This is a genomic window from Streptomyces sp. NPDC047315 (assembly GCF_040643215.1).
In the GTDB taxonomy this organism is placed as follows: domain Bacteria; phylum Actinomycetota; class Actinomycetes; order Streptomycetales; family Streptomycetaceae; genus Streptomyces.
In genome coordinates, this window is record NZ_JBEYTZ010000044.1 from 17,916 (window position 1) to 38,671 (window position 20,756).

Annotated in this window: 19 protein-coding genes; 8 read left to right on the top strand and 11 right to left on the bottom strand. The window is 72.8% G+C overall.

Features of this window, described 5'->3' with window-relative positions; translation table 11 throughout:
- Nucleotides 1–209: 209 nt before the first annotated feature.
- The 9 genes from ABZ842_RS34470 to ABZ842_RS34510 all read right to left on the bottom strand — a co-directional run bounded on the left by ABZ842_RS34470 (nt 210) and on the right by ABZ842_RS34510 (nt 11,230).
- The gene (locus tag ABZ842_RS34470; RefSeq protein ID WP_361546161.1) at nt 210–1,397 is read right to left on the bottom strand and encodes a GNAT family N-acetyltransferase; all 1,188 of its coding nucleotides are present in this window, start codon (nt 1,395–1,397) and stop codon (nt 210–212) included.
- Nucleotides 1,394–2,224, bottom strand: coding sequence for a lipopolysaccharide biosynthesis protein (locus ABZ842_RS34475; protein ID WP_361546164.1), 831 nt, complete (start codon nt 2,222–2,224; stop codon nt 1,394–1,396). The genes ABZ842_RS34470 and ABZ842_RS34475 overlap by 4 nt, the downstream gene beginning before the upstream one ends.
- Nucleotides 2,221–3,417, bottom strand: a complete 1,197-nt coding sequence (locus tag ABZ842_RS34480; RefSeq protein WP_361546167.1) for a glycosyltransferase — start codon at nt 3,415–3,417, stop codon at nt 2,221–2,223. The genes ABZ842_RS34475 and ABZ842_RS34480 overlap by 4 nt, the downstream gene beginning before the upstream one ends.
- Entirely contained in the window at nt 3,414–4,184 is a 771-nt protein-coding gene (locus tag ABZ842_RS34485; protein ID WP_361546170.1) for a polysaccharide deacetylase family protein, read from the bottom strand. Before ABZ842_RS34485 ends, ABZ842_RS34480 begins: the two co-directional genes overlap by 4 nt.
- Complete coding sequence (locus ABZ842_RS34490; RefSeq protein ID WP_361546173.1) at nt 4,174–5,997, bottom strand: lipid II flippase MurJ; 1,824 nt, start codon at nt 5,995–5,997, stop codon at nt 4,174–4,176. The genes ABZ842_RS34485 and ABZ842_RS34490 overlap by 11 nt, the downstream gene beginning before the upstream one ends.
- Complete coding sequence (locus ABZ842_RS34495; RefSeq protein ID WP_361546176.1) at nt 5,994–7,280, bottom strand: O-antigen ligase family protein; 1,287 nt, start codon at nt 7,278–7,280, stop codon at nt 5,994–5,996. The genes ABZ842_RS34490 and ABZ842_RS34495 overlap by 4 nt, the downstream gene beginning before the upstream one ends.
- A gap of 56 nt (nt 7,281–7,336) precedes the next feature.
- On the bottom strand, nt 7,337–8,809 hold the full coding sequence (locus tag ABZ842_RS34500; protein WP_361546179.1) for an exopolysaccharide biosynthesis polyprenyl glycosylphosphotransferase: 1,473 nt from the start codon (nt 8,807–8,809) through the stop codon (nt 7,337–7,339).
- A complete protein-coding gene (locus tag ABZ842_RS34505; protein WP_361546182.1) occupies nt 8,806–9,996 on the bottom strand; it encodes a glycosyltransferase in 1,191 nt (396 codons plus the stop codon). Before ABZ842_RS34505 ends, ABZ842_RS34500 begins: the two co-directional genes overlap by 4 nt.
- Before the next feature lie 61 nt (nt 9,997–10,057).
- Nucleotides 10,058–11,230 carry a DUF3344 domain-containing protein gene (locus tag ABZ842_RS34510; RefSeq protein ID WP_361546185.1) on the bottom strand — a complete coding sequence of 391 codons (1,173 nt, stop codon included), beginning with the start codon at nt 11,228–11,230 and terminating at the stop codon, nt 10,058–10,060.
- Between the two features lie 276 nt (nt 11,231–11,506).
- Here ABZ842_RS34510 and ABZ842_RS34515 point away from each other — a divergent pair, with 276 nt between their 5' ends.
- A complete protein-coding gene (locus ABZ842_RS34515) occupies nt 11,507–11,800 on the top strand; it encodes a hypothetical protein (protein WP_361546188.1) in 294 nt (97 codons plus the stop codon).
- Nucleotides 11,801–11,987: 187 nt separating this feature from the next.
- On the opposite strand, the gene ABZ842_RS34520 is transcribed toward ABZ842_RS34515, so the two are convergent.
- Nucleotides 11,988–12,227, bottom strand: coding sequence for a chaplin (locus ABZ842_RS34520; protein WP_361546191.1), 240 nt, complete (start codon nt 12,225–12,227; stop codon nt 11,988–11,990).
- A gap of 258 nt (nt 12,228–12,485) precedes the next feature.
- Between ABZ842_RS34520 and ABZ842_RS34525 the strand changes: the two genes are divergently transcribed.
- The 5 genes from ABZ842_RS34525 (at nt 12,486) to ABZ842_RS34545 (ending at nt 16,168) form a co-directional block, all read left to right on the top strand.
- Complete coding sequence (locus ABZ842_RS34525; protein WP_361546194.1) at nt 12,486–12,887, top strand: rodlin; 402 nt, start codon at nt 12,486–12,488, stop codon at nt 12,885–12,887.
- Nucleotides 12,888–13,405: 518 nt separating this feature from the next.
- A complete protein-coding gene (locus tag ABZ842_RS34530) occupies nt 13,406–13,816 on the top strand; it encodes a rodlin (protein WP_361546197.1) in 411 nt (136 codons plus the stop codon).
- Between the two features lie 197 nt (nt 13,817–14,013).
- Nucleotides 14,014–14,247: a chaplin gene (locus tag ABZ842_RS34535; protein ID WP_361546200.1), complete on the top strand. Its 234-nt coding sequence runs from the start codon at nt 14,014–14,016 to the stop codon at nt 14,245–14,247.
- 246 nt (nt 14,248–14,493) lie between these two features.
- Nucleotides 14,494–15,705, top strand: a complete 1,212-nt coding sequence (locus ABZ842_RS34540; RefSeq protein ID WP_361546203.1) for a pyridoxal phosphate-dependent aminotransferase — start codon at nt 14,494–14,496, stop codon at nt 15,703–15,705.
- 97 nt (nt 15,706–15,802) lie between these two features.
- Nucleotides 15,803–16,168, top strand: a complete 366-nt coding sequence (locus tag ABZ842_RS34545) for a hypothetical protein (protein WP_361546206.1) — start codon at nt 15,803–15,805, stop codon at nt 16,166–16,168.
- Between the two features lie 73 nt (nt 16,169–16,241).
- Here the strand turns inward: ABZ842_RS34545 and ABZ842_RS34550 are convergent, their stop codons facing one another.
- The gene (locus ABZ842_RS34550; protein ID WP_361546248.1) at nt 16,242–18,092 is read right to left on the bottom strand and encodes a phosphoenolpyruvate carboxykinase (GTP); all 1,851 of its coding nucleotides are present in this window, start codon (nt 18,090–18,092) and stop codon (nt 16,242–16,244) included.
- A gap of 262 nt (nt 18,093–18,354) precedes the next feature.
- Between ABZ842_RS34550 and ABZ842_RS34555 the strand changes: the two genes are divergently transcribed.
- On the top strand, nt 18,355–19,059 hold the full coding sequence (locus ABZ842_RS34555) for a hemolysin III family protein (protein WP_361546209.1): 705 nt from the start codon (nt 18,355–18,357) through the stop codon (nt 19,057–19,059).
- 170 nt (nt 19,060–19,229) lie between these two features.
- Nucleotides 19,230–20,756, top strand: a complete 1,527-nt coding sequence (locus tag ABZ842_RS34560; protein WP_361546212.1) for an MFS transporter — start codon at nt 19,230–19,232, stop codon at nt 20,754–20,756.

Consider the following 20,756-nt stretch of genomic DNA (forward strand, 5'->3'; position numbering starts at 1 on the left):
ACCTGTTTCGCTGCCCCGTCATTCGTCTGCCGGCTGCGGGTGAGGGTTTGGGGGCGCGGGGAACTGCGCGAACAGCCACAGGCGGGCCGCAGATGCCACACCGCATCGCCGCCACGGCGGAACCGCGGCGTTTAGGGGCGGTCGGGGTGCCCCCGCTCCCGGGCACAGGGGGCGGGACCGTGTGGGCGCGCGGGGGCTCGGGGGTGCGGTCACGCACGCGGGCCCGCACTCGGGGCCGCGGCCCGGGCGTGCCAGCGGCGCGCGCTGTCGCGCCAGTCGCGCGCGGACGGGAAGCGCGACGTGACCTCCTCCGCCACCCACTCGCGGCACTCCGCGCGCGCCGCATGGAGCCGTAGCGCCGGGGCCAGCGCACGCGGGGCCAACATCAGCCGTTGGTTGGTCACCGCCTCCGGGCGCCAGTGGGACTTGTACGGCTCGTCCCCACGCAGCAGGCTCACCACCCGCCGGCCCGTGCGCGCCGCGAAGTCCGCTTCGTGGCGCAGCAGCATCGTCGCCACGTCGACCTTGCGCTCCCGCAGCCGCGGATGCGCCCCGTACAGGTACCCGCCGGTGATCCCGTCCGACAGCAGCGCCACGCTCGCCGCGACGACCTCCCCGTCCATCCGGTACTCCGTCAGCGCCGCGTCGCCGTCGCGGACCATGCGCCGGGTCGCCCGGACCAGGTGTTCGGCGAACCGGGGGCGCAGGTGTTCGACGGTGACGCCGCGCCCCCGCCACTGGAGTTCGTGCAGCCGCAGCAGATGGCCCACGGCCTCCGGCACCCGCTGCTCGCCGACGCTGACGCCCTCGATCGCGAGCGCGTCGATCTTGCGCAGCTTGGCCCGTACGCGCTGGGCGCGGGCCGTCGGCAGCCGCTTGAGCAGTTCGTCCATGGGGCTCGCGGGCAGTTCCAGGCACACCGAGTCGGCGCGGCGGTGCCGGGCGCCGGTCCACCGGGCGTACAACCGCTCGGCGGAGGCGCCGGGGCGCACCTCGCGCAGGTCGACCACGGCGTGCCGGGCGGCCCGTCGGAGCCCGCGTTCCAGCGCGTCGACCGACTCGTCGGCAGCGGGGCCGTCGGCGTCGTCGAGCAGGACGTCCGCGTAGTCGGAGATGCCGCCGCCGAGCGCGACCAGCAGCGGCATCGGCCGGTGGACGAGCATCAGCGGCGCCGCGGCGACCAGTTGCCCGTCCCGGCGCACCAGCACCACCCGCAGCCGTCCCGGCGTGCCGTACGACAGCCACCACGAGTCCAGCCAGGCGTGGCTCTGGAAGGGGGTCGCGGTCGAACAGCGCCGCTGGAGGCCGTCCCACTCGGGGCGCAGCCGGGCGAAGGCACGTTCGTCCCGGCAGAGGGTGACCGCGAGGCCCGCCCCGCCCGCGGCGGACGCCGTCACACCCGTTCCCGTTCGGCCGCGGGCGCGGGCACGAGCGCCGAACCGCCCTCCCTCGCCGGCCCGCCGTCGGCGCGCCGCGCGCCACGGGGGCGCACCAGCAGCACCAGCCCGCCGATCAGCCCACCGGCCGCCGCCCCGACCCCTGCGCTGATCGGCGCGGACGGCGAGACCGGCTCGGCGGGCGGGATGGCCCGGGAGAAGCTGACGAGTTGGACGCCGGTGTTCTTGGCGACCTGGTTGCTGCTGACGAAGACGGCGTCGGCGACGGCGTTCGCGATGTCCGCGGCCTCGGACCGCCGGTCGGATGTGCCCGTGATCGCGATCATCGGCGAGTCGGGCGAGGTCTCCGTGCGCACCCGGCTGCGCAGTTCGTCGGCGGGCATGCCGGCGGCCACGCGGGCGTACGCGATCGTGGAGTCGCCGGTGGCGATGCGGCCGTACGCCTGGGCGAAGCCGAGCGCGGCACCGGGCTGGGCGTCCTTGCCGGTGACGGCGACGACGTAGCTCGTGGCGGCGTACTCGGGCGTGGCCAGCAGTCCGTACGCGGTGCCGCACAGCCCGCCCGCGGCCACCAGCGCCGGCAGCGGCCACCACCGGGGCAGCCGCCTGCCCAGGTCACGGGCGCGGGCGGCGCACCTGCGCGGCCAACCCGGCCCCGTACGCCGTGGCTTCTTCGCAGCCGCACCCTTCACAGCCGGCGCTTTCCCCTCAGCCTTCTTCCCCTCAGCCTCCTTCTTCTCCGCCTCCTTCTTCTCCGCCTCCTTCGCGGCCGGTTCCTGCACGTCCGCTGCCGCGGCCGGCTGCTGCTGCTCCTTGGGCTTCTTCATCGACTGGCTCCCTCGATCGAATGCGAATGGTGTTCACGGGGCCGCCCGGCGCAGCCCTCGGCGGCAAGGGCGCGCCCGTAGACGTCCATGACCTGCTCCGCGGTGCGCGCCATCGCGTACCGCCGCACCACCGGCGCCACCGCCGACCGGCGGGCGCCGGCCACCACCTGCTCGCGCAGCGCCCGCACGAGGGCGTCGTGGCTGCCGGCCGGTACCCGCCGGGCGTCGGGCGCCTCGTGCGACGGCAGGTCCTCGACGGCGGGGCAGGTCCGGTACAGCACGGGCAGCCCCGCGGCGAGCGCCTCCACGACGGCGAGTCCGAAGGCTTCCTCCACGGAAGTGGAGACGAAGAGGTCGAGGGCGCCGAGGAGTTCCGCGACGGTCGGGGCGCCGGCCCCTTCCTCCTGGCCGCACTCGCCGAGCAGCCGTACGCGCTCCGCCACCCCCAGCCGCGCCGCCAGCCGCTCCAACGCGCCCCGCTCGGGCCCGTCGCCGGCGATCAGCAGCACCGCGTCGCGGCCATCGGCGACGACCGCGGCCACCGCCCGCACCAGGTCGTCGAAGCGCTTGCCCGGCACGAGCCGGCCGACCCCGCCGACGGCGTACGTCCCCGGCGACACCCCGAGCGAGGCGCGCACCGCGGCGCGCGCGCCCGCGTCGAAGCGGAAGCGTTCGGCGTCGACGCCGTTGGGCACGGTGTGGATCCGGGGGCCGGGCACGCCCCAGGCGGCGAGGCGTTCGGCCACGGTCGCGGAGACGGCGACGGTCGCCGTCCCCAGTCGTTCGGTGGCCCGGTACAGCGCCCGGGTGCCCGCGGTCAGCGGCCGGCCCTCGATCTCCGCGGCGCCCAGGGAGTGCTCGGTGGCGACGACCGCACGGACCCCGGCGAGCCGCGCCGCGACGCGCCCGTACACGCACGCCCGGTACAGATGGGTGTGCACGAGGTCGTAGCCGCCGGACCTGATCAGCCGGGTCAGCCGCGGCAGCGCCGCGAGGTCCCGGTTGCCGCGCATCTTGAGGTCGGTGACGCGCACCCCGTCCGCGCGCAGCCCGTCCGCGACGGGGCCCGCGTTGGTGAGCGTCACCACGTCGCAGCGGGCCGGGAGGTGTCGCAGCAGCAGCCTGAGTTGGTGCTCGGCCCCGCCGACGCCCAGCCCGGTGATCACGTGCAGCACCCTCGGCGCTTCGGTCACCGCGGGCCCGCCCGGTGGCGCAGCCGCTTCGCCCACAGCCGGCCGGCGCGGTCGGCCTGGCTGACGTGCGTACGGGCGAGGGCGTAGGGGCCGCCGAGCCCGGCGGGCGGGCGGATCGCGCAGCCGTACGCGTACCCCGCGTCGCGCACCGCGGACGCCACGCGCTCGTCCACCGCGCCGTACGGGTAGCAGAAGCCCTGCGGTGCACGGCCGGTCAGCTCGGCGAGCCAGGCGCGGCTGCGCTCGGTCTCCTCGCGCAGCGCCGCGGCGTCGAGCCGGGTGAGGTCCACGTGGTACAGGCCGTGCGAGGCGATCTCCGTGCCGGCGGCGGCTGCGGTGCGCAGGTCGGCCTCGTCGACCAGGGGTCTTCGTGGCCCTTCGGGGTCCCAGGCGTTGTCGCCGCCGAGCCGGCCGGGGAGCACGAAGAGGGTGGCCGTGGCGCCGTGTCGACGAAGTACGGGCAGCGCGGCGGCGGCGAAGTCGGCGTAGCCGTCGTCGAAGGTGAGGCCGACGAGCCCGCGGTCGCGCCCCTCCGCGCGGGCGCGCAGCAGCGCGGAGACGCTGACGGCGGACAGTCCGCGCCCGTGCAACCAGCGCAGGTGGAGGTCGAGTCGGTCGGGGGCGACGGTGATGCGGTACGGGTCGTCGGCGGGGTCGGCCACCGAGTGGTACATCAGGATCCACGGCGGTCGGGTGGTGACGTCGGTGAGGGAAGCGGTGGGTACGGGCGGCAGTTGGGTGCGTGCGGGCGCCGTGTCAGCGAACATGTCGGGCGATCCTCCGTCGGGTGAGTGCCAGCAGGTGGACGACTTCGGGGGCTCGGACCGCGAGCCCGGTGACGGTGAAGACGGCGGGAACGAGCAGGGCGCCGAGGACGAGGGAGGGCAGCGCGGCGTCGACGGCGCCGGCGGCCAGCCGCCCGGCCAGCGCCGCCGCGGCGGCGGCGACCGCGAGCCGGCCGAGGGCGGCGCTGATGGCCCGCACCTCGATGGAGACCACCCGGGAGCCGAGGCCGCGCAGCAGGAGCAGGGCGGTGGTGGTGATGCCGGCGGCGTTGGCGCCGGCGATCCCGTACACGCCCCACGGCCCGACGGCCCACGCGCCGGCGACGACGGTCACGACGAGCCCGCCGGCCATCGCGGCGGCGGGGTACCAGGTGGGCCGCCCGGTGGAGAAGAAGGGCCGTCCCAACGCGCCGACGAGGGTGTGGCCGAGGAGCCCCACGGCGTACACCCGCATCGCGGTGGCGGTGGACTCGGTGTCGTCGGCGTCGAAGGCACCGCGCTGGAAGAGGACTTCGATGATCTGCGGCGCGTACCCGAGGATGAGCGCGGTCCCGAGGAGCACGACCAGGCCCGCGAGTGCGAGGTCGTTCTCGACCCGTCGCCGGGCCCGCTCCCGGTCGCCCTCGGCCATGGCCTTGGCGACGACGGGAAAGGTGACGGTGCAGAACATCAGGGACAGCACCATCGGCATCTGCGCGACCTTCTGCGCGTAGTTGAGGTGCGAGATGGCTCCGCTGGGCAGGGAGGAGGCGAGGAAGCGCTCGACGAGGACCTGCGACTGCCGGCTGACGGCGAAGAACACGATGGGCGCGAGCAGCGCGATGCCGACGCCGTACCCCTCGCGCCCGCTGCCGCCGTGTCCTTCGCGCGCACCGTCGCCGTACCCCTCACGCTTGCCGTCGCCGTGCCCCTCGCGCCGGCCGTCGTCACCACGTACGGCGTCGGTCCGCGCCACGCGGCCCCCGTCGGCCCCGGCGTCGCCGAGTACGCCGCCTTGCACCGTCCCGTCGACAGCGCCCTGTTCACGTACGCCTTCGCGCCCGCCCGGGCGGCCGGAGGAACGGGGCCGCGGCACCCCGCCGTCGACCAGGGCGCACGGGCGCGCGCCCATCACGTGGTGGACGAACGTGGGCAGCTGCACGAGGACCATCAGCGCGCCGCCCACCGCGACCCCGGCCGCTGCCGCGCGGACGCCCCACAGCGCGTGCAGCGAGATCGTGGTGGCGATGATGCCCGTGTTGTAAGCGACGTAGACGCCCGCCGGCGGCACGAAGCGGCCGTGGGCGCGCAGCGCCGCGCTGAAGTAGCCGGCGAGGCCGAAGGTGAGGACCGTCAGCGCGGTCAGCCGGGTGCAGTCCACGGCGAGTTCGGGGTCCGCGAAGCCGGGCGCGAGGGCCGCCACGAACTGCGGCGTGAAGACCATCAGCACCCCGGTCGTCGCCGCCAGCACGGCGAACAGCTTCGGGAAGGTCGACCCGACCAACGTCCGCACCGGATCCGGCCCGTGCGCCGCCCGCCGGGCGAGCGCGTGGCTGAACGCGGGCACCAGCAACAGCGCCATCGCGTCCTCGATCAGCAAGGTCGCCGCCATCTCCGGCACCGTCCAGGCGATCAGGAACGCGTCGCTGTCGACGCTCGCGCCGTAGATCTGCGCGATGGCCTGGTCCCGTACGAGTCCGAGCAGCGCGCCCGCGACCGTCAGGCCCGCGGTGACCGCGGCGGCCCGGGCCAGCGCGTTGCCGAGCCGGGAGGTCTCGCCGCGGGAGGCTTTCGGGGTGCGTTGCGCCTGCGTCATGCGGCGTCCGCCTCCGGCAGCGGCGCGAGGGCCCACCGCGCCGCGAGCCCCAGCACCACCCCGGTCAGCACGGTCGACGGGCCGCCGATGTCCGCGTACAGGAAGTCCACCGACTGCCACAGCAGCAGAGCGACGGCCGCGAGCCCCACGTCCAGGGGCGCTCCGCGCCGCCGTACGAGCCGACGCACCCCGCCCACCAGCAGCGCCGCCCAACTCCCCACGAACGCGGTGGCGCCGACGAGCCCCTGTTCGCTGAGGATCAGCAGGTACATGTTGTGCGGGGAGAGCAGCGGCTGGCGCTGGAACTGCTGCCCCGCGCCTGCCGTGTCGCTGCCGGATGACAGTCCGATCGAGGCGTGTGCGTCGCGGTGGTCGGGGAAGCCCTTGAGCCCGACGCCGGTCACGGGCGCCCCGCGCCACATGTCGTGCGCCGCCGCCCACATCGCGTACCGGTCGGTGACCGAGCGGTCCGGGGCGTCGGTGACCTCGGTGATGCTGCCGAGCCGCTCCGCCATCGCCGCCGAGCCGACGCCGAAGCCGCCGACGAGGACGACCCCGGCGGCGGTGGCGACCGCGAGCACCGCGAGGGCCCGGCGCACGCCCGACAGCAGCAGCACCGCCAGTGCCGCGACGGCGGTGGCGATCCACGCGCCGCGGCTGAAGGAGAGCGCGAGCGGTACGACGAGCAGGACCGCGGCGCCCGCGGCCACCGGCCGCAGCCACCGGGGCGCAGCCGCGCGGCGGGCGCCCAGCGCGAGGGCCGCGGCGCCCAGCAGCCCGTACGCCACCACGGTGGCCATGCCCATGACGTCCAGGGGGCCGAAGGTGCCCACGGCCCTGATGTCCGCGCCCTGGTACGAAGCGCCGGTGCCGGTGGCGTACTGGTGCACGCCGATCGCGCCCTGGACGAGCGCCAGGGTCGCGAACGCGCCGATGACGAGCCGGAAGTCACGGGCGTCGCGCACCACGAGCAGGACCGCGGCCGGCACCAGGACGAACACCTGGAGGTAGCGGACGAATCCGGGGACGGCCGCGGCCGGGTCCGCCGCCGTGACCGTGGCGAGTGCGATCGCCACCGCGGGCGCGCCGATGACCAGCGCCGCCGCGGCGCTCAGCGGCCGGGCCCGGTGCCGTACGGCCAGCGCGACGCCGACGAGCACCAGCGCGCCCGACGCGACGTCCGCGGGGCCCAGCCCGCCGCCGCGGGGCGCCGCCGGCGGGAACGCCAGCAGCAGCACCGTCGCCAGCAGCGGAAGCAGGGCCCACGGCACGTTCCCGGGCAACCTCCCGAGCATGGCGGTCGTCCGCGGTCTCGGCGCGGCCCACGTCGCGGCCATGGTCAGCTGCCTCCGAGCCGGAACAGCGTCGCCGCGGTGCGTGCCATGATGCACACGTCCTGCCAGGGCGACCAGGTGTCGATGTAGTGGTTGTCGAAGCGGGCCCGCTCCTCGATGGAGGTGTCACCGCGCAGCCCGTGCACCTGCGCGAGCCCGGTCAGCCCGACCGGCATCCGGTGGCGGGCCTGGTAGCCGGGGTGGGCGTGGCTGAACTTGCCGACGTAGTACGGGCGTTCCGGCCTCGGCCCGACCAGGCTCATGTCACCGCGGACCACGTTCCACAGCTGCGGCAGCTCGTCCAGCGAAGTGCGCCGCAGCACGCTGCCCGTGGCGCTCATCCGACGGTCGTACGCGATGTTCCACAGGGTCGCGGACTCGTGGTCGTCGGCGGGGGCGAGCGTGCGGAACTTCAGCAGCGTGAAGGGGTGGCCGTCGAGCCCGATGCGCTCCTGGCGGAAGATGACCCCGGGCCCGTCCGACAGGCGTACGGCCAGCGCGCACACCGCCAGTACGGGCGCGGCCACCACCAGCGCGGCCCCGGCGAGCACGATGTCGATGGCCCTCTTGACGGCCCGGGCCACGGGCCGGTGCAGCCCGGCGCGCAGCGGCTGTACGGAGAACCCCCACAGGTGGTCGCGGCCGGCGACGCACCGCCACAGGTTCCCGACCGCGGCGCCGCCGTCGACCAGCCACAGCCGGCAGCCGTGCGCGGCGAACAGCGCGATGAGGGCGGACGACTCGTGGTCGGCGCCGGGCTGTCGGGTGAAGACGGCGTGCCGGACGTCGTTTTGGACGACGGCCCGGCTGACGTCCTCGACGGTGGTGAGCTGCGGCAGGGTGTCGGCGTCGGTGGTGCCGATCCGGCCGACGGGCCGCATCCCGTAGCGGGGGCGTTCCAGGAGCGCGACCGTCACCTGGTGGGCGACGGCTCCGGTGCCCACGACGAGCACGGACTGCGGCCGGCGCGCGCCGCGGCGCCGGCGCACCGCGTACACCAGCGCGCGGGCCCCGCAGCACAGCAGGGTCTGGATGAGGACGGCGAGCAGCACCGTGCGCCAGGCGACGGCGTGTTGCGGGTCGTACGCCGCCAGGGCCTCGCTCAGCACCAGCCACTGCACCAGCGCGAGCACGGCGAGCACGGGCACGTCGGCGAGCGCGGACGGCGAAAGGCTCGGCCGGTTCAGGCCGCGGCAGACGTGCAGGACGGGTTGGAGCGCCGCGGCCCACACGAGTGCGGCCACGGGCCACGGCAGCGGCGGGATCAGGGCCACCGTGCCGGCGAGCGCGAAGACGTCCGCGGCGCACAGCCCGACGGCGGGGCCGAGCCGGCGCGCGGCTCGCAGCCCTGGGCGGGTGTGCGGCGCCGTGCGGTGGCGGTGGGCGGCGCGCCGGGGCGCGCGCAGGGGTGTGGCCGGCGCCGGCACGGCGACGGGATGGCGGGTGTGGTGGGGCGCCGGTGCGCTCTCCGTCGTCATCGCCTGGTGTGCTTCCTCGTCTCGGGGTGGGGCGCGTCGAGCGGGTCCTGACGGAGCAGGCCCTGGTAGAGGTCGTGGACGGCGGCGGCCGTCCGCCGTACGTCGCGGGTGGCCCGCGTGTGGTCCTGCGCCTGCCGGCCGAGGCGGACGCGCAGCTCCGCGTCGGCCAGCAGCGCGGTGAGCGCGGTCGCGAGCGCGCGGGGGTCGTCGGGCGGTACGAGGCAGTGGGCGTCGTGGCCGGGCGGCAGGCTCTCCCGGGCGCCGCTGACGTCGGTCAGCACCACGGGCCGGCCGGTGGCCATGGCCTCCAGCGGCGCCAGCGCCATCCCCTCCCAGCGGGACGGCAGGACGACCAGGTCGGCGGCGGCGAGCCAGGGCCGTACGTCGCTGGCCGCGCCGGCGAACAGGACGCCGGGCGGGGCGAGTCGTGCGAGCTGCGGTCGGTCGGGGCCGTCGCCGACGAGGACCAGCCGGGCGTCGGGCACGGCCGCCCGCACCGCGGACCAGGCCCGCAGCAGCACGTCCTGCCCCTTCTGCCGGCACAGCCGCCCCACGCACACCACGACGGGCGCACCGGGTGGCACGTCCGCGAGCTGCGGCAACGTCGCGCGCGCCGGGCCCTGTTCGGCGGCGGGAGCGAAGTGGTCGAGGTCGACGCCGTTGTGGATCACGGCCCAGCGGGCGGCGATCCCGGCCGCTTCGCCGGCCCGCCGCTCGCTCTCGCTGACGCACAGGGTGCGGCCGGCCCAGCGGGTGCCGTACCGCTCCCAGGTCAGGGCGAGGCCCGCGGCGCGCCCTTCGACGGCGTCGAAGGACCAGGCGTGCGGCTGGAAGACGGTGGGCACCCGGCCGCGGACGGCGAGCCGGGCGGCCAGCCCCGCCTTCGCGCTGTGCGCGTGCACCAGCCGGCATCCGCTGCGGCGGACCAGCCGGGCGGCGGTCCACACCTCCCGCACCAGCGCCGGCCCCGGCTGGCGCACGGCGGGCCAGCCGCGCACCCGCGCACCGGACTCGGCGACCCGCTCGGCGAGCTCTCCGCCGGGCGGGCAGCCCACCTCGACGCGCAGCCCGGCGACGAGTTGCGCGCGCACGAGGTCGGCGACCACGCGGGCGACTCCCCCTTCCACCGGCTGCGCCAGGTGGAGGATCGTCGTTCGGCCGAAGTCGGCCCGGGAAGGGTGCGGCACGGGCAGCTCTCTCGGTACGGGGAGGGAATCAGACTCGGGGTGAGCAGCGCCGCGACGGGCGTCAACGGCGGGTGTCCGCCTGTACGAAGAGAACGCCGAGGAAGTACCCGGGGTTATCAGAATTTTCGGGGTTCTCGGTCTCGAATCGGAAACTCAAACTGGTGGTCCCGGACACCAGTGCGGAACTGATGTCCACGACGTCGGAGTCGTATCCGAGGGTGTTCAGATGGGCCGGTTGCCGCTGCCCGGCCGGGCCGGGATTGCCGATGGTGGAATTCATGACGTCCGCGGCCGGATTCGTCGTGTCGTGCACGGAGTGGGTCTTTCCTTCGTTCGTCCGTACGTTCAGCGCGTCGCCCGTCGCTCCGCGGTCGCCGTCGTACGCGACGAATCCGGCGGTGCCCTTCGCGCGGGCGGGGATCCTGAGCCCGGCGAGCGTCACTTCCTGACGGGTGCGGGTCGCGTCCAGCGTCTCGAAGCCGTCCCAGAGGGCGAGTTGCCGCAGCGGCTCGGCGCTGTTCTCGTACGCGACGACCAGTGTCCAGCCGCCCCAGGCGCCCACCTCGGAGTGCCCCATGGCGACGTTGATCTGCGCCACGGTCCACAGCCCGGAGCGACTGTCGCGGACCAGGGGGGTGATGTCGGCGGACGCCTGGAAGGCGTCGGCGCCGGCGGCGTCCCGGTGGGCGGTGCGGGTGTCCGCGAGGACTTCCTTGTAGCGCCCGCCCGGTTCGGCGATCAGCACCCGCCCGTTGTCCTTCGGCGGCTTCTGCTCGCCGACCCGCAGGTTGCCGCCCCAGTACAGACGGGCGTACGTGACGCGCGAGTTGGCCGGCAGCGCGAGGTGGGCGCGGCTGGAGTTGTACGTGTTGGGGTCGTCGTCCTCGTCGACGTAGAACATCTCGTAGTCGCTGTTGACCCCGCGTCCGCCCTTCTGGACGGAGGCACAGGTGGCCGCCTTGGCGACCTCGGGGGTGCGGCAGGTGATCGCCGAGTTCGCGGCCCGCGCGATGCCGCCGTGCTGGACGGCGTGGTAGCGCTGGGCGAAGGGGATGCGCGGCGACTCCTCGACGTCCGCCGCCGCTGCGCCAGCGGTCGGCGCGGCGGGCAGCAGGAGCAGGAACGAGAGCACGGAGAGGAGGGGAAGAGCGGGAAGGGCGGCGAGGAAGGGGCGGAAGGGCGTGTGCACGGCCCCCCGTACGCCCTTCGTGGTGAAACCCGGCGAGTTCGACATGCGGCGTCTCTCCCACTCGTTCAACATGACAAAAACAGGAGTGCACTTTGACATGGCAACGGGGCGGTCATCACGTTGGACGCGCCCGTGCCGCCATCTGAAGAACGCGTAAGAGTTGCAGGAATAAACCTTCGGATGATCCCGCACATCCTTTTCCCGGCACGCTCGTTATGGGATTTTCCGCTGTGCCGGCACGGTGCGATAACCCCTGGGCGTGAGCGTCGTTGTCCAGGGCGACGACGGCGAGAACCGCCGCCGGAGGAAGGGATCAGAAGAATGAAGTACTCCAGGGTCGCCGCGGTCATCGCCGGTTCGGTGGCGGCGGTCGGTGCGGCGTCGCCCGCGATGGCCGCGACGCCGTCGGCCATGCCCCCCATGAGCCTCAACGGCGGCCTGGCGCACGTCGTCAACGAGACCCCGTTGCTGAACGGCGGCAGCGGAAACGTGGTGAAGGACGCGGCCGACACGGCGATGGAGCTGAACAGCATCAAGGGGCAGGCCCCCGAGCGGGTCCTGAAGACCGCCGGTCAGCTCACCCCGATGCTCGGCGGCATCTCGGTCGGCGGCTGACGGGTCGATCGCCCGCCGCGGCCCGGTCGCGTCGGGTGGACGGAGGGGCGCGGCGCTTCGGCGGGCCGCGCCCCTCCGCCGCGTCCAGCGTGCGCGCTCGCCCGCGCCGGGGCAACACGAAGGGTGGCGCCCCGGTCGGACCGGGGCGCCACCCTCACTGTGACGTGCAAAGTGACGTGTGGGAACGTCAGCCGTTCACGCAGGTGTTACCGAACGCCGGGTTCAGCAGACCGATGACGTTGATGGAGTTACCGCACACGTTCACCGGCACGTGCACCGGGACCTGCACAACGTTGCCGGACAGGACGCCCGGGGAGTTGGCGGCGGCACCGTTCGCATCGCTGCTGGCGAACGCGGAACCGGAGGCGGCACCAGCGGCAATACCCGCGGTGGCGAGCACCACGGCGACCTTCTTGGCAGTCTTCATGAGAAATAGCACCTTCTGTTCGATGTTCTGCCCTGCGTGAGGGCTCACACATGTCGAAACGGACGACAGGTGACGGGGACACGGGTGAGGTGACGGGTGACCCCCGTTCGGCCCAACGTCCCCACCGACCACCCCCTCCTCACCGGTCCCGAACGGGGCGTGCGCCGCCATTGGAGTGAACCGGGAGAACCAAACTTCCGGGGGTCCTGTTGTCAGGGCGCTCCGCTAGTGGGCATCCACGACACCGAAGGACTGAACATGCTCAAGAAGGTTATGGCGACTGCGGCGGTCTCGCTCACCGTGGTCGGCGCGGGCGCGGCGCAGGCTATGGCCATCGGCGACCACCAGGGCACGACGTCCGTCAGCGGCAACAACTCGTCGCAGACGTACGGCAACTCCGAGACCTACGGCGACATGAGCCCGCAGCTCGGCCTCGTCCAGGGCTCGCTGAACAAGCCCTGTGTCGCGCTGCCGATCAAGGGCAACGTTGGCTCCCTCATCGGCCTGGTGCCCATCGCCGTCCAGGACGTGCCGATCCTGTCGGCGCCGCAGAACCAGCAGTGCACCGAGAACTCGACCCAGGCCAAGGGCGACGAGCCGCTGTCGCACCTGCTCAGCAACATCCCGGTCCTCTCGGGCAACGGCGTCGCCAACCGCTGACGGCCCGCCCGCGGCACGAACGGCACCGTACGAACCCCGGCACCCGCCTGGTGCCGGGGTTCGCCGTGCCCCCCGTGCCACAGTCCGTCGGCGCCCGCCAGCGCAGAATCGATTCCTCGAAAACTCTTAACCTAAATGCTTCATCATTTCGATTGATTTCACCCTCCTGAAATTCACCCAGCAGATGGGTGAACGGGGTTCTCGATTGGACCGTCCGGGGTGCTTCAATATCGCCGCGGACCGCGCTTCGGAGTCCTCCGGGCGCACGCCTCCAGCCGGCGGCGCATTGCGTCGTGGGGCAGTCGTGCTTCCAGCTTGGCATGGCGCGCCCGGGTGCGAGTCGCGGTCCGCTGCTTCGGAGCGGGAGCCGCACTTCGGCGTTCCCCTTCCGATAATCCTTCCGTCGACCATGTGGCCGCGTTTGCGGCTTTCGGGTGAACGGGCGGAACCAATCAGATCGGGGGCAGTTGATCAGTCTGCTCCACGATCGATCGTTCATAGCGAAAAGGAAGCATCACGTGATCAAGAAGATTCTGGCTACCGCTGCGGTCACCGCTTCGATGGTGGGCGCCGGCGCCACGATGGCCGCCCCGGCCATGGCCATCGGCAACGACACGGGCACCACCTCCTTCAGCGGCAACGGCGCCTCGCAGACGTACGGCAACTCCGCCACGCACGGCGACATGAGCCCGCAGATGGCGCTCATCCAGGGTTCGCTGAACAAGCCCTGCATCGGCCTGCCCGCCAAGGTCAACGCCGGTTCGCTGATCGGCGTCGTGCCGATCGCCGTCCAGGACGTCCCGATCCTGTCGGCGCCGCAGAACCAGCAGTGCACCGAGAACTCGACCCAGGCCAAGGGCGACGAGCCGCTGTCGCACATCCTCAGCAACATCCCGGTCCTCTCGGGCAACGGCGCCGGCAACAACTGAGCCGTCCTTCCGTGACCCGTGCCCCCGAGCGCAGCGCGCTCGGGGGCACCCCCTTTTCACGGGAGCGCCGACGGTGCGCGCGACACGCCGCGGCATTCGCAAAAACGAGTGACTTTTCCCGGTGTCGCGCTATGCGGGTTTCCCGACGGGAACCCAGACGTTGCTAGGTCTGCACCTCCGCCGAAAGGATCGATTGAATGAAGCACAAGAAGGCTGCTGCCGCCCTCGCCGGTGTCCTGCTGGCGCTGGGTTCCGCCGCTCCCGCCTTTGCGGACTCGACCGCCAACGGGGCTGCCGTCAACTCGCCCGGCGTGCTCTCCGGAAATGTGGTCCAGGTCCCGATCCACGTGCCCATCAACGTCTGCGGCAACACCGTGAACATCCTCGCGCTGCTGAACCCGACCGCGGGCAACATCTGCGCGAACGGCTGACGTTGGTTCAGCATGAGAGCATGAGAACTGCCGATATTTAGTCGGTGGGCAAACAGGTCCCGAGGTGTCGCACCAGCGCACCTCGGGACCTGTTTTTTCGAGCACGGCCGCCGCCCCCGCCGCCCCTCCCCCGGCGGCCGGGGCGGCGCTGTGGCGGAGCCCGCACCCCCCGCGGACTCCGCCGGGTGGCCCACCGTGGTCAAAAACACGGCGCGGTCGGGCACGCCCGGCCGTAAGCTCACGCTCATGCAGGTGATCCAGTCGACGAAGCTCGCCAATGTCTGTTACGAGATCCGCGGTCCGGTGCTGGAGGAGGCGATGCGGCTGGAGGCGGCAGGCCACCGCATCCTCAAGCTGAACACCGGCAACCCGGCCGCCTTCGGCTTCGAGTGCCCGCCGGAGATCCTGGAGGACATCCTCCGCAACCTCGGCGACGCACACGGCTACGGCGACGCGAAGGGCCTGCTGTCGGCGCGCCGCGCGGTGATGCAGCACTACCAGACCAAGGGCGTCCACCTGGACGTCGAGGACGTCTACCTGGGCAACGGCGTTTCCGAGCTGATCCAGATGTCCATGCAGGCGCTGCTGGACGACGGCGACGAGGTGCTGGTGCCCGCGCCGGACTACCCGCTGTGGACCGCTTCGGTGTCGCTGGCCGGGGGCACGGCGGTGCACTACCGCTGCGACGAGCAGTCCGACTGGATGCCCGACCTCGCCGACATCGAGCGGAAGATCACCGACCGCACCAAGGCGATCGTGATCATCAACCCGAACAACCCCACGGGTGCGGTGTACGACGACGAGATGCTGCGCGGGCTCGCCGAGATCGCCCGCCGCCACCGGCTGGTCGTCTGCTCCGACGAGATCTACGACAAGATCCTCTACGACGGCGCCACTCACACCCCCACCGCCGCAATCGCCCCCGACCTGCTCGTCCTCACCTTCAACGGGCTCTCCAAGAACTACCGGGTGGCGGGGTACCGCTCCGGCTGGCTGGCGGTCTGCGGCCCCAAGGCGAACGCCTCGTCCTACATCGAGGGCCTGACGATCCTGGCCAACATGCGGCTGTGCGCCAACATGCCGTCGCAGCACGCGGTGGCCACCGCGCTCGGCGGGCGGCAGTCCATCGAGGACCTGCTGCTGCCCGGCGGACGGATCCTGGAGCAGCGGGACGTGGCGTACGACCTGCTGACCCAGATCCCCGGGGTCACCTGCGTGAAGCCCAAGGGCGCGCTGTACCTCTTCCCGCGGCTGGACCCCACGGTCTACAAGATCAAGGACGACCGGCAGATGGTGCTCGACCTGCTGCGGGCCGAGAAGATCATGGTGGTGCACGGCACCGGGTTCAACTGGCCCGAGCCCGACCACTTCCGGCTGGTCACGCTGCCGGCGGTGCAGGACCTGACGGACGCGGTGACGCGGATCGGGAACTTCCTGGACGGGTACGGGCAGCACTGACGGGCTCCCCCGACCGGAACGAATTTCCGACCGGAGCAAACTTTAGACTGAATCCAAGGTAGGATGGTCTCCTGACTGTGGGCAGGAGGCCATCACCATGTACGAGCCGATCCGTACCAAGTCGGTCCACACGATGGCCGACACCGCGCAGTATCCGCACCGCTCGCGCGAGGAGGAGCTGGACATCCAGCTCGCCGGTCACCTATCCGCGCTGCTGGCCGTCACGGACGAGCTGGGCCTGGAGGAGGCGGGCGACCGCATCGCCCGGGAGGTCGCGCGCCTGCGCGGGGCCGCGCCGGTGCGGCACGCGGAGCTGAGCGGCGCGGGCGCCGACGCGCTGCACCGCCGGGCACATGCGCTGGCCGGCCGGACGCTGGTCGTCGCGGCGTCGCGGGCGGACACGGGCGTGGCGATCCTGGCGGCCGAACGCATGGACGCGCATGCGCTGGTGGAGGCGGCGTAGGCGCGCCGAGACATGAACGGCCCCCGTAGCCGTGAGGGCGGTTACGGGGGCCGGGTCATGTGGCTCTCACGGTTCAGCCGAGGCGGGCCACCAGGGCGCGGTACTCGTCCCACAGCTCCTTGGGGGTGTGGTCGCCGAAGGTGTTCAGGTGCTCGGGGACCAGGGCCGCCTCCTCGCGCCAGACCTCGGGGTCGACCGAGAGCAGGAAGTCCAGGTCCTCCGCAGACAGCTCCAGGCCCTCGGTGTCCAGGGAGTCCGCCGTCGGCAGCACGCCGATCGGCGTCTTGACGCCCTCGGCCCGGCCGTCGAGGCGCTGCACGATCCACTTCAGCACGCGGCTGTTCTCGCCGAAGCCGGGCCAGACGAACTTCCCCTGGTCGTTCTTGCGGAACCAGTTCACGTAGTAGATCTTCGGCAGCTTCGCCGGGTCCGCGTCCGCGCCGACCTTGATCCAGTGGGCCATGTAGTCGCCCATGTTGTAGCCGCAGAAGGGCAGCATCGCGAACGGGTCGCGGCGCAGCTCGCCCACCTTGCCCTCGGCCGCCGCGGTCTTCTCGGAGGCGACGTTCGCGCCCAGGAAGACGCCGTGCTGCCAGCTGAAGGACTCCGTGACCAGCGGGACCGCGGAGGCGCGCCGGCCGCCGAAGAGGATGGCCGAGATCGGCACGCCCTTGGGGTCCTCCCACTCCGGGGCGACGGTCGGGCACTGGGCGGCGGGGACGGTGAAGCGGGCGTTGGGGTGGGCGGCCGGGGTGGCGCTGCCCGGCGTCCAGTCGTCGCCCCGCCAGTCCGTCAGGTGCGCCGGGGTCTCCTCGGTCATGCCCTCCCACCAGACGTCCCGGTCGTCGGTGAGCGCGACGTTGGTGAAGACGGCGTTGCCCCAGAGGGTCTTCATGGCGTTGGCGTTGGTGTGCTCGCCGGTGCCGGGCGCGACGCCGAAGAAGCCGGCCTCGGGATTGATCGCGTAGAGCTGGCCGTCCTCGCCGAACCGCATCCAGGCGATGTCGTCGCCGATGGTCTCCACGGTCCAGCCGGGGATGGTGGGCTCCAGCATGGCGAGGTTGGTCTTGCCGCAGGCGGACGGGAAGGCCGCGGCGATGTACTTCGGGGAGTCGGCCTCGCCGTGCGGCGGGGTGAGCTTGAGGATCAGCATGTGCTCGGCGAGCCAGCCCTCGTCGCGGGCCATGACGGAGGCGATGCGCAGGGCGTAGCACTTCTTGCCGAGCAGGGCGTTGCCGCCGTAGCCGGAGCCGTACGACCAGATCTCGCGGGTCTCCGGGAAGTGCGAGATGTACTTCGTGGAGTTGCACGGCCAGGGCACGTCGGCCTCGCCGTCGGCGAGGGGCGCGCCGAGGGTGTGCACGGCCTTGACGAAGAAGCCGTCGGAGCCGAGTTCGTCGAGGACGGGCCGGCCCATGCGGGTCATGGTGCGCATGGAGACCGCGACGTAGGCGGAGTCGGTGATCTCGACGCCGATGGCGGAGAGCGGGGAGCCGAGCGGGCCCATGCAGAAGGGGACGACGTACATCGTCCGGCCGCGCATCGAGCCGCGGAAGATGCCCTGCTCGCCGGCGAAGACCTCCTTCATCTCGGCGGGCGCCTTCCAGTGGTTCGTGGGGCCGGCGTCCTCCTCCTTCTCGGAGCAGATGAAGGTGCGGTCCTCGACGCGGGCGACGTCGGTCGGGTCGGAGGCGGCGTAGTACGAGTTCGGCCGCTTGACCGGGTCCAGCTTGGTGAAGGTGCCCTTCGCGACGAGCTCTTCGCACAGCCGCTCGTACTCGGCCTCGGACCCGTCGCACCACACGACGCGGTCGGGCTGGGTGATCGCGGCGATCTCGTCGACCCAGGAGACCAGCTCCCGGTGGGTGGTGGGCAGGGTGCTGGGGGCGCCCCCGGGGCTGAGGGTAGAGCCGCCAGAGAGCACAGCGTCGCGAGCCACGATCGCTCCTAAATGAGGGTCTTGTTCTGCTGACTGCCCCGTGGGGGCTGCGACCCGGATGCCGCGGGGGTGCTCATCCGGTGCCGACCGCACTCATCTGATCATCCGTGGATGGTGCGCATATGTCCAGGGGGCCACTCACGTGAGCATCGCCACTCGGGGTGCGCCAGTGGTGCGTGCGCCGGGGGCGCATCTCGGCCACCGACCGACGGTGCCCTCGGCACGCCGGCGTGGCTACCATCCAGGCATGACGTCGCCCGCCGCGCCCGCCGAACAGGCCGAACCCGCCGCGAATCCCGCCACCGCCGTCCCCTCTCCCCCGGTCAAGCCGCGGCTGCGCGGCTGGCTGCACGCCGGAATGTTCCCCGCGGTCCTGGTCGCCGGGCTCGTGCTCACGGCGCTCGCCGGCTCCACCGAGGCACGGGTGGCCTGCGCGATCTACGTGATGACCGCATGCCTGCTCTTCGGGGTGAGCGCGCTCTACCACCGCGGCAACTGGAGCCCGCGCTGCGAGGCCCTGCTGAGACGGCTGGACCACGCCAACATCTTCCTGATCATTGCGGGCACCTATACCCCGCTGACCATGCTCCTGCTCCCCGATTCCACCGCTCGGCCGCTGCTGTGGGCGGTATGGGCCGCCGCCGCGGCCGGGATCGCCTTCAGGGTCTTCTGGGTCGGGGCGCCGCGCTGGCTCTACACCCCGTGCTACATCGCCATGGGCTGGGCCGCGGTCTTCTTCCTCCCCGACTTCATGCACGCGGGCGGGATCGCGGTGCTGGTGCTGGTGATCGTCGGCGGGGTCCTGTACAGCATGGGCGGGGTGGTGTACGGCTTCAAGCGGCCGAACCCCTCGCCGCGCTGGTTCGGCTTCCACGAGGTCTTCCACTCCTTCACGCTGGCGGCGTTCGTCGTCCACTACGTCGGGATCTCCCTGGTCGCGTACCAGAACTGACGCCACTCCCCCTTCCCCCCCTCCTCTCCCCTCTCCTCCCCTCAAGGCCGTGGCGCCCGGTGCGCCACGGCCTTCGTGCGTCCTCGATCCCCCGATCCGGGGATTGACAGCCCATCCCGTTTGGCAGCTACTCTCATTTAACGTCGTCTGTCGATTCTGGGGGAAGTGCCGTGTCACGCCGTTGGTGGGCCTTGGGTGCACTGGTCGTGTGCATGCTGGTCATCGGGTTCGATCTGACGATCCTCAACGTCGCCCTGCCGACCATGGCCGCCGAGTTGGACGCGTCCACCGGCGAGCAGCAGTGGACGGCGGACGCGTACATCGTGGTGTTCGCCGCGCTGATGCTGCCGGCCGGCCTGGTCGGCGACCGCTTCGGCCGCCGCCGGATGCTCCTCGTCGGCCTCGGCGTCTTCGCGGCCGGCTCGCTGCTGGGGGCCGTCGCCGACGACGTGTCCACCGTGATCGCGGCCCGGGCGGTGATGGGTGTCGGCGGCGCGCTGGTCATGCCGCTCGCCCTGTCCGTGCTCCCGTCCCTGTTCACCGAGCGGGAGGAGCGCACCAAGGCCGTGGGTGCCGTCTCCGCCGCCGCGGCTGCCGGCATGCCGCTCGGCCCGATCGTCGGCGGCTGGCTCCTGGAGCACTACTGGTGGGGCTCGATCTTCCTGCTGAACGTGCCGATGGCGGCCATCGGGATGGCGGCCTGTCTGCTGCTCCCCGAGTCCCGCGATCCGAGCGCGCCCCGGGTGGATGCGTTCACCGCGGCCCTCACCGTCGGCGGGCTCGGCACCCTGATCTTCGGCGTCATCGAGGCGCCCGTGCGCGGCTGGGCCGATCCGCTGGTCGTCGTGGCGTTCTCGCTGGGCGTCGTGCTGCTGACCGCGCTGGTGCTCCGCGAGCGCCGGGCCGCCCGCCCGCTGCTGGACCTCGCCCTGCTGGGCGACCGGCGCTTCCTGCTGCCCGCCCTCACCGCCACGCTGGTGACGCTGTTCATGGCCGGGATGCTCTTCGTGCTGCCCCAGCACCTCCAGACCGTGCTCGGGTACGACTCGCTGGGCACCGGGCTGCGGCTGCTGCCGATGATGGCCGGGCTGGTCGTCGCGGCCCGGGTCACCGGCCCGCTGGTGCGTCGCTTCGGGCCGTACGCGGTGATGTCCTGCGGGCTAGTGGTCCTCTCCTTCGCCGCCTTCCTCGGCAGCACCACCACCGCGGACGACGGGTACGGCACGACCGCGCTCTGGCTCTCCGTCCTCTCCGTCGGCTTCGGCTTCGCGATCGTCCCCGCGATGGACGCGGCCGTCGGCGCGCTGGACGCCGAGCGCGCCGGCGCAGGCTCGGGGCTGCTGATGACGCTCCGGCAGGCCGGCGGCGCGGTGGGCGTCGCGGTCCTCGGCTCGCTGTTGGCGTCCGTGTACGCGAATCGGCTCGACACCTCCGCGCTGCCGCCGCCGGCGGCGGACCGGGCCGAGGAGTCCGTGGTGGCGGCCCACCGGATCGCGGAGCAGCTGGGCGAGGGGTCGTTGGTCCCGGCGGCGAACGACGCCTTCTCGCGCGGCATGTCGGCGACCTTGCTGACCTGTGCCGTCCTCGCGCTGGTGGCCGGCCTGGCGGTGGGCGGTCTGGCGCCCCGCGGACGGCGCATACGCCCCGGCGACGCGGACGCGGACGTGGATACCACGGGCGGCCATGCCCGACAATGA

Bases quoted from the DNA above. Each gene is read 5' to 3' on its own strand.
- ABZ842_RS34500 (WP_361546179.1), bottom strand. From the start codon at position 8,809: ATGACGACGGAGAGCGCACCGGCGCCCCACCACACCCGCCATCCCGTC.
- ABZ842_RS34555 (WP_361546209.1), top strand. From the start codon at position 18,355: ATGACGTCGCCCGCCGCGCCCGCCGAACAGGCCGAACCCGCCGCGAAT.
- ABZ842_RS34540 (WP_361546203.1), top strand. From the start codon at position 14,494: ATGCAGGTGATCCAGTCGACGAAGCTCGCCAATGTCTGTTACGAGATC.
- ABZ842_RS34525 (WP_361546194.1), top strand. From the start codon at position 12,486: ATGCTCAAGAAGGTTATGGCGACTGCGGCGGTCTCGCTCACCGTGGTC.
- ABZ842_RS34535 (WP_361546200.1), top strand. From the start codon at position 14,014: ATGAAGCACAAGAAGGCTGCTGCCGCCCTCGCCGGTGTCCTGCTGGCG.
- ABZ842_RS34485 (WP_361546170.1), bottom strand. From the start codon at position 4,184: ATGTTCGCTGACACGGCGCCCGCACGCACCCAACTGCCGCCCGTACCC.
- ABZ842_RS34490 (WP_361546173.1), bottom strand. From the start codon at position 5,997: ATGACGCAGGCGCAACGCACCCCGAAAGCCTCCCGCGGCGAGACCTCC.
- ABZ842_RS34475 (WP_361546164.1), bottom strand. From the start codon at position 2,224: ATGAAGAAGCCCAAGGAGCAGCAGCAGCCGGCCGCGGCAGCGGACGTG.
- ABZ842_RS34520 (WP_361546191.1), bottom strand. From the start codon at position 12,227: ATGAAGACTGCCAAGAAGGTCGCCGTGGTGCTCGCCACCGCGGGTATT.
- ABZ842_RS34510 (WP_361546185.1), bottom strand. From the start codon at position 11,230: ATGTCGAACTCGCCGGGTTTCACCACGAAGGGCGTACGGGGGGCCGTG.
- ABZ842_RS34545 (WP_361546206.1), top strand. From the start codon at position 15,803: ATGTACGAGCCGATCCGTACCAAGTCGGTCCACACGATGGCCGACACC.
- ABZ842_RS34515 (WP_361546188.1), top strand. From the start codon at position 11,507: ATGAAGTACTCCAGGGTCGCCGCGGTCATCGCCGGTTCGGTGGCGGCG.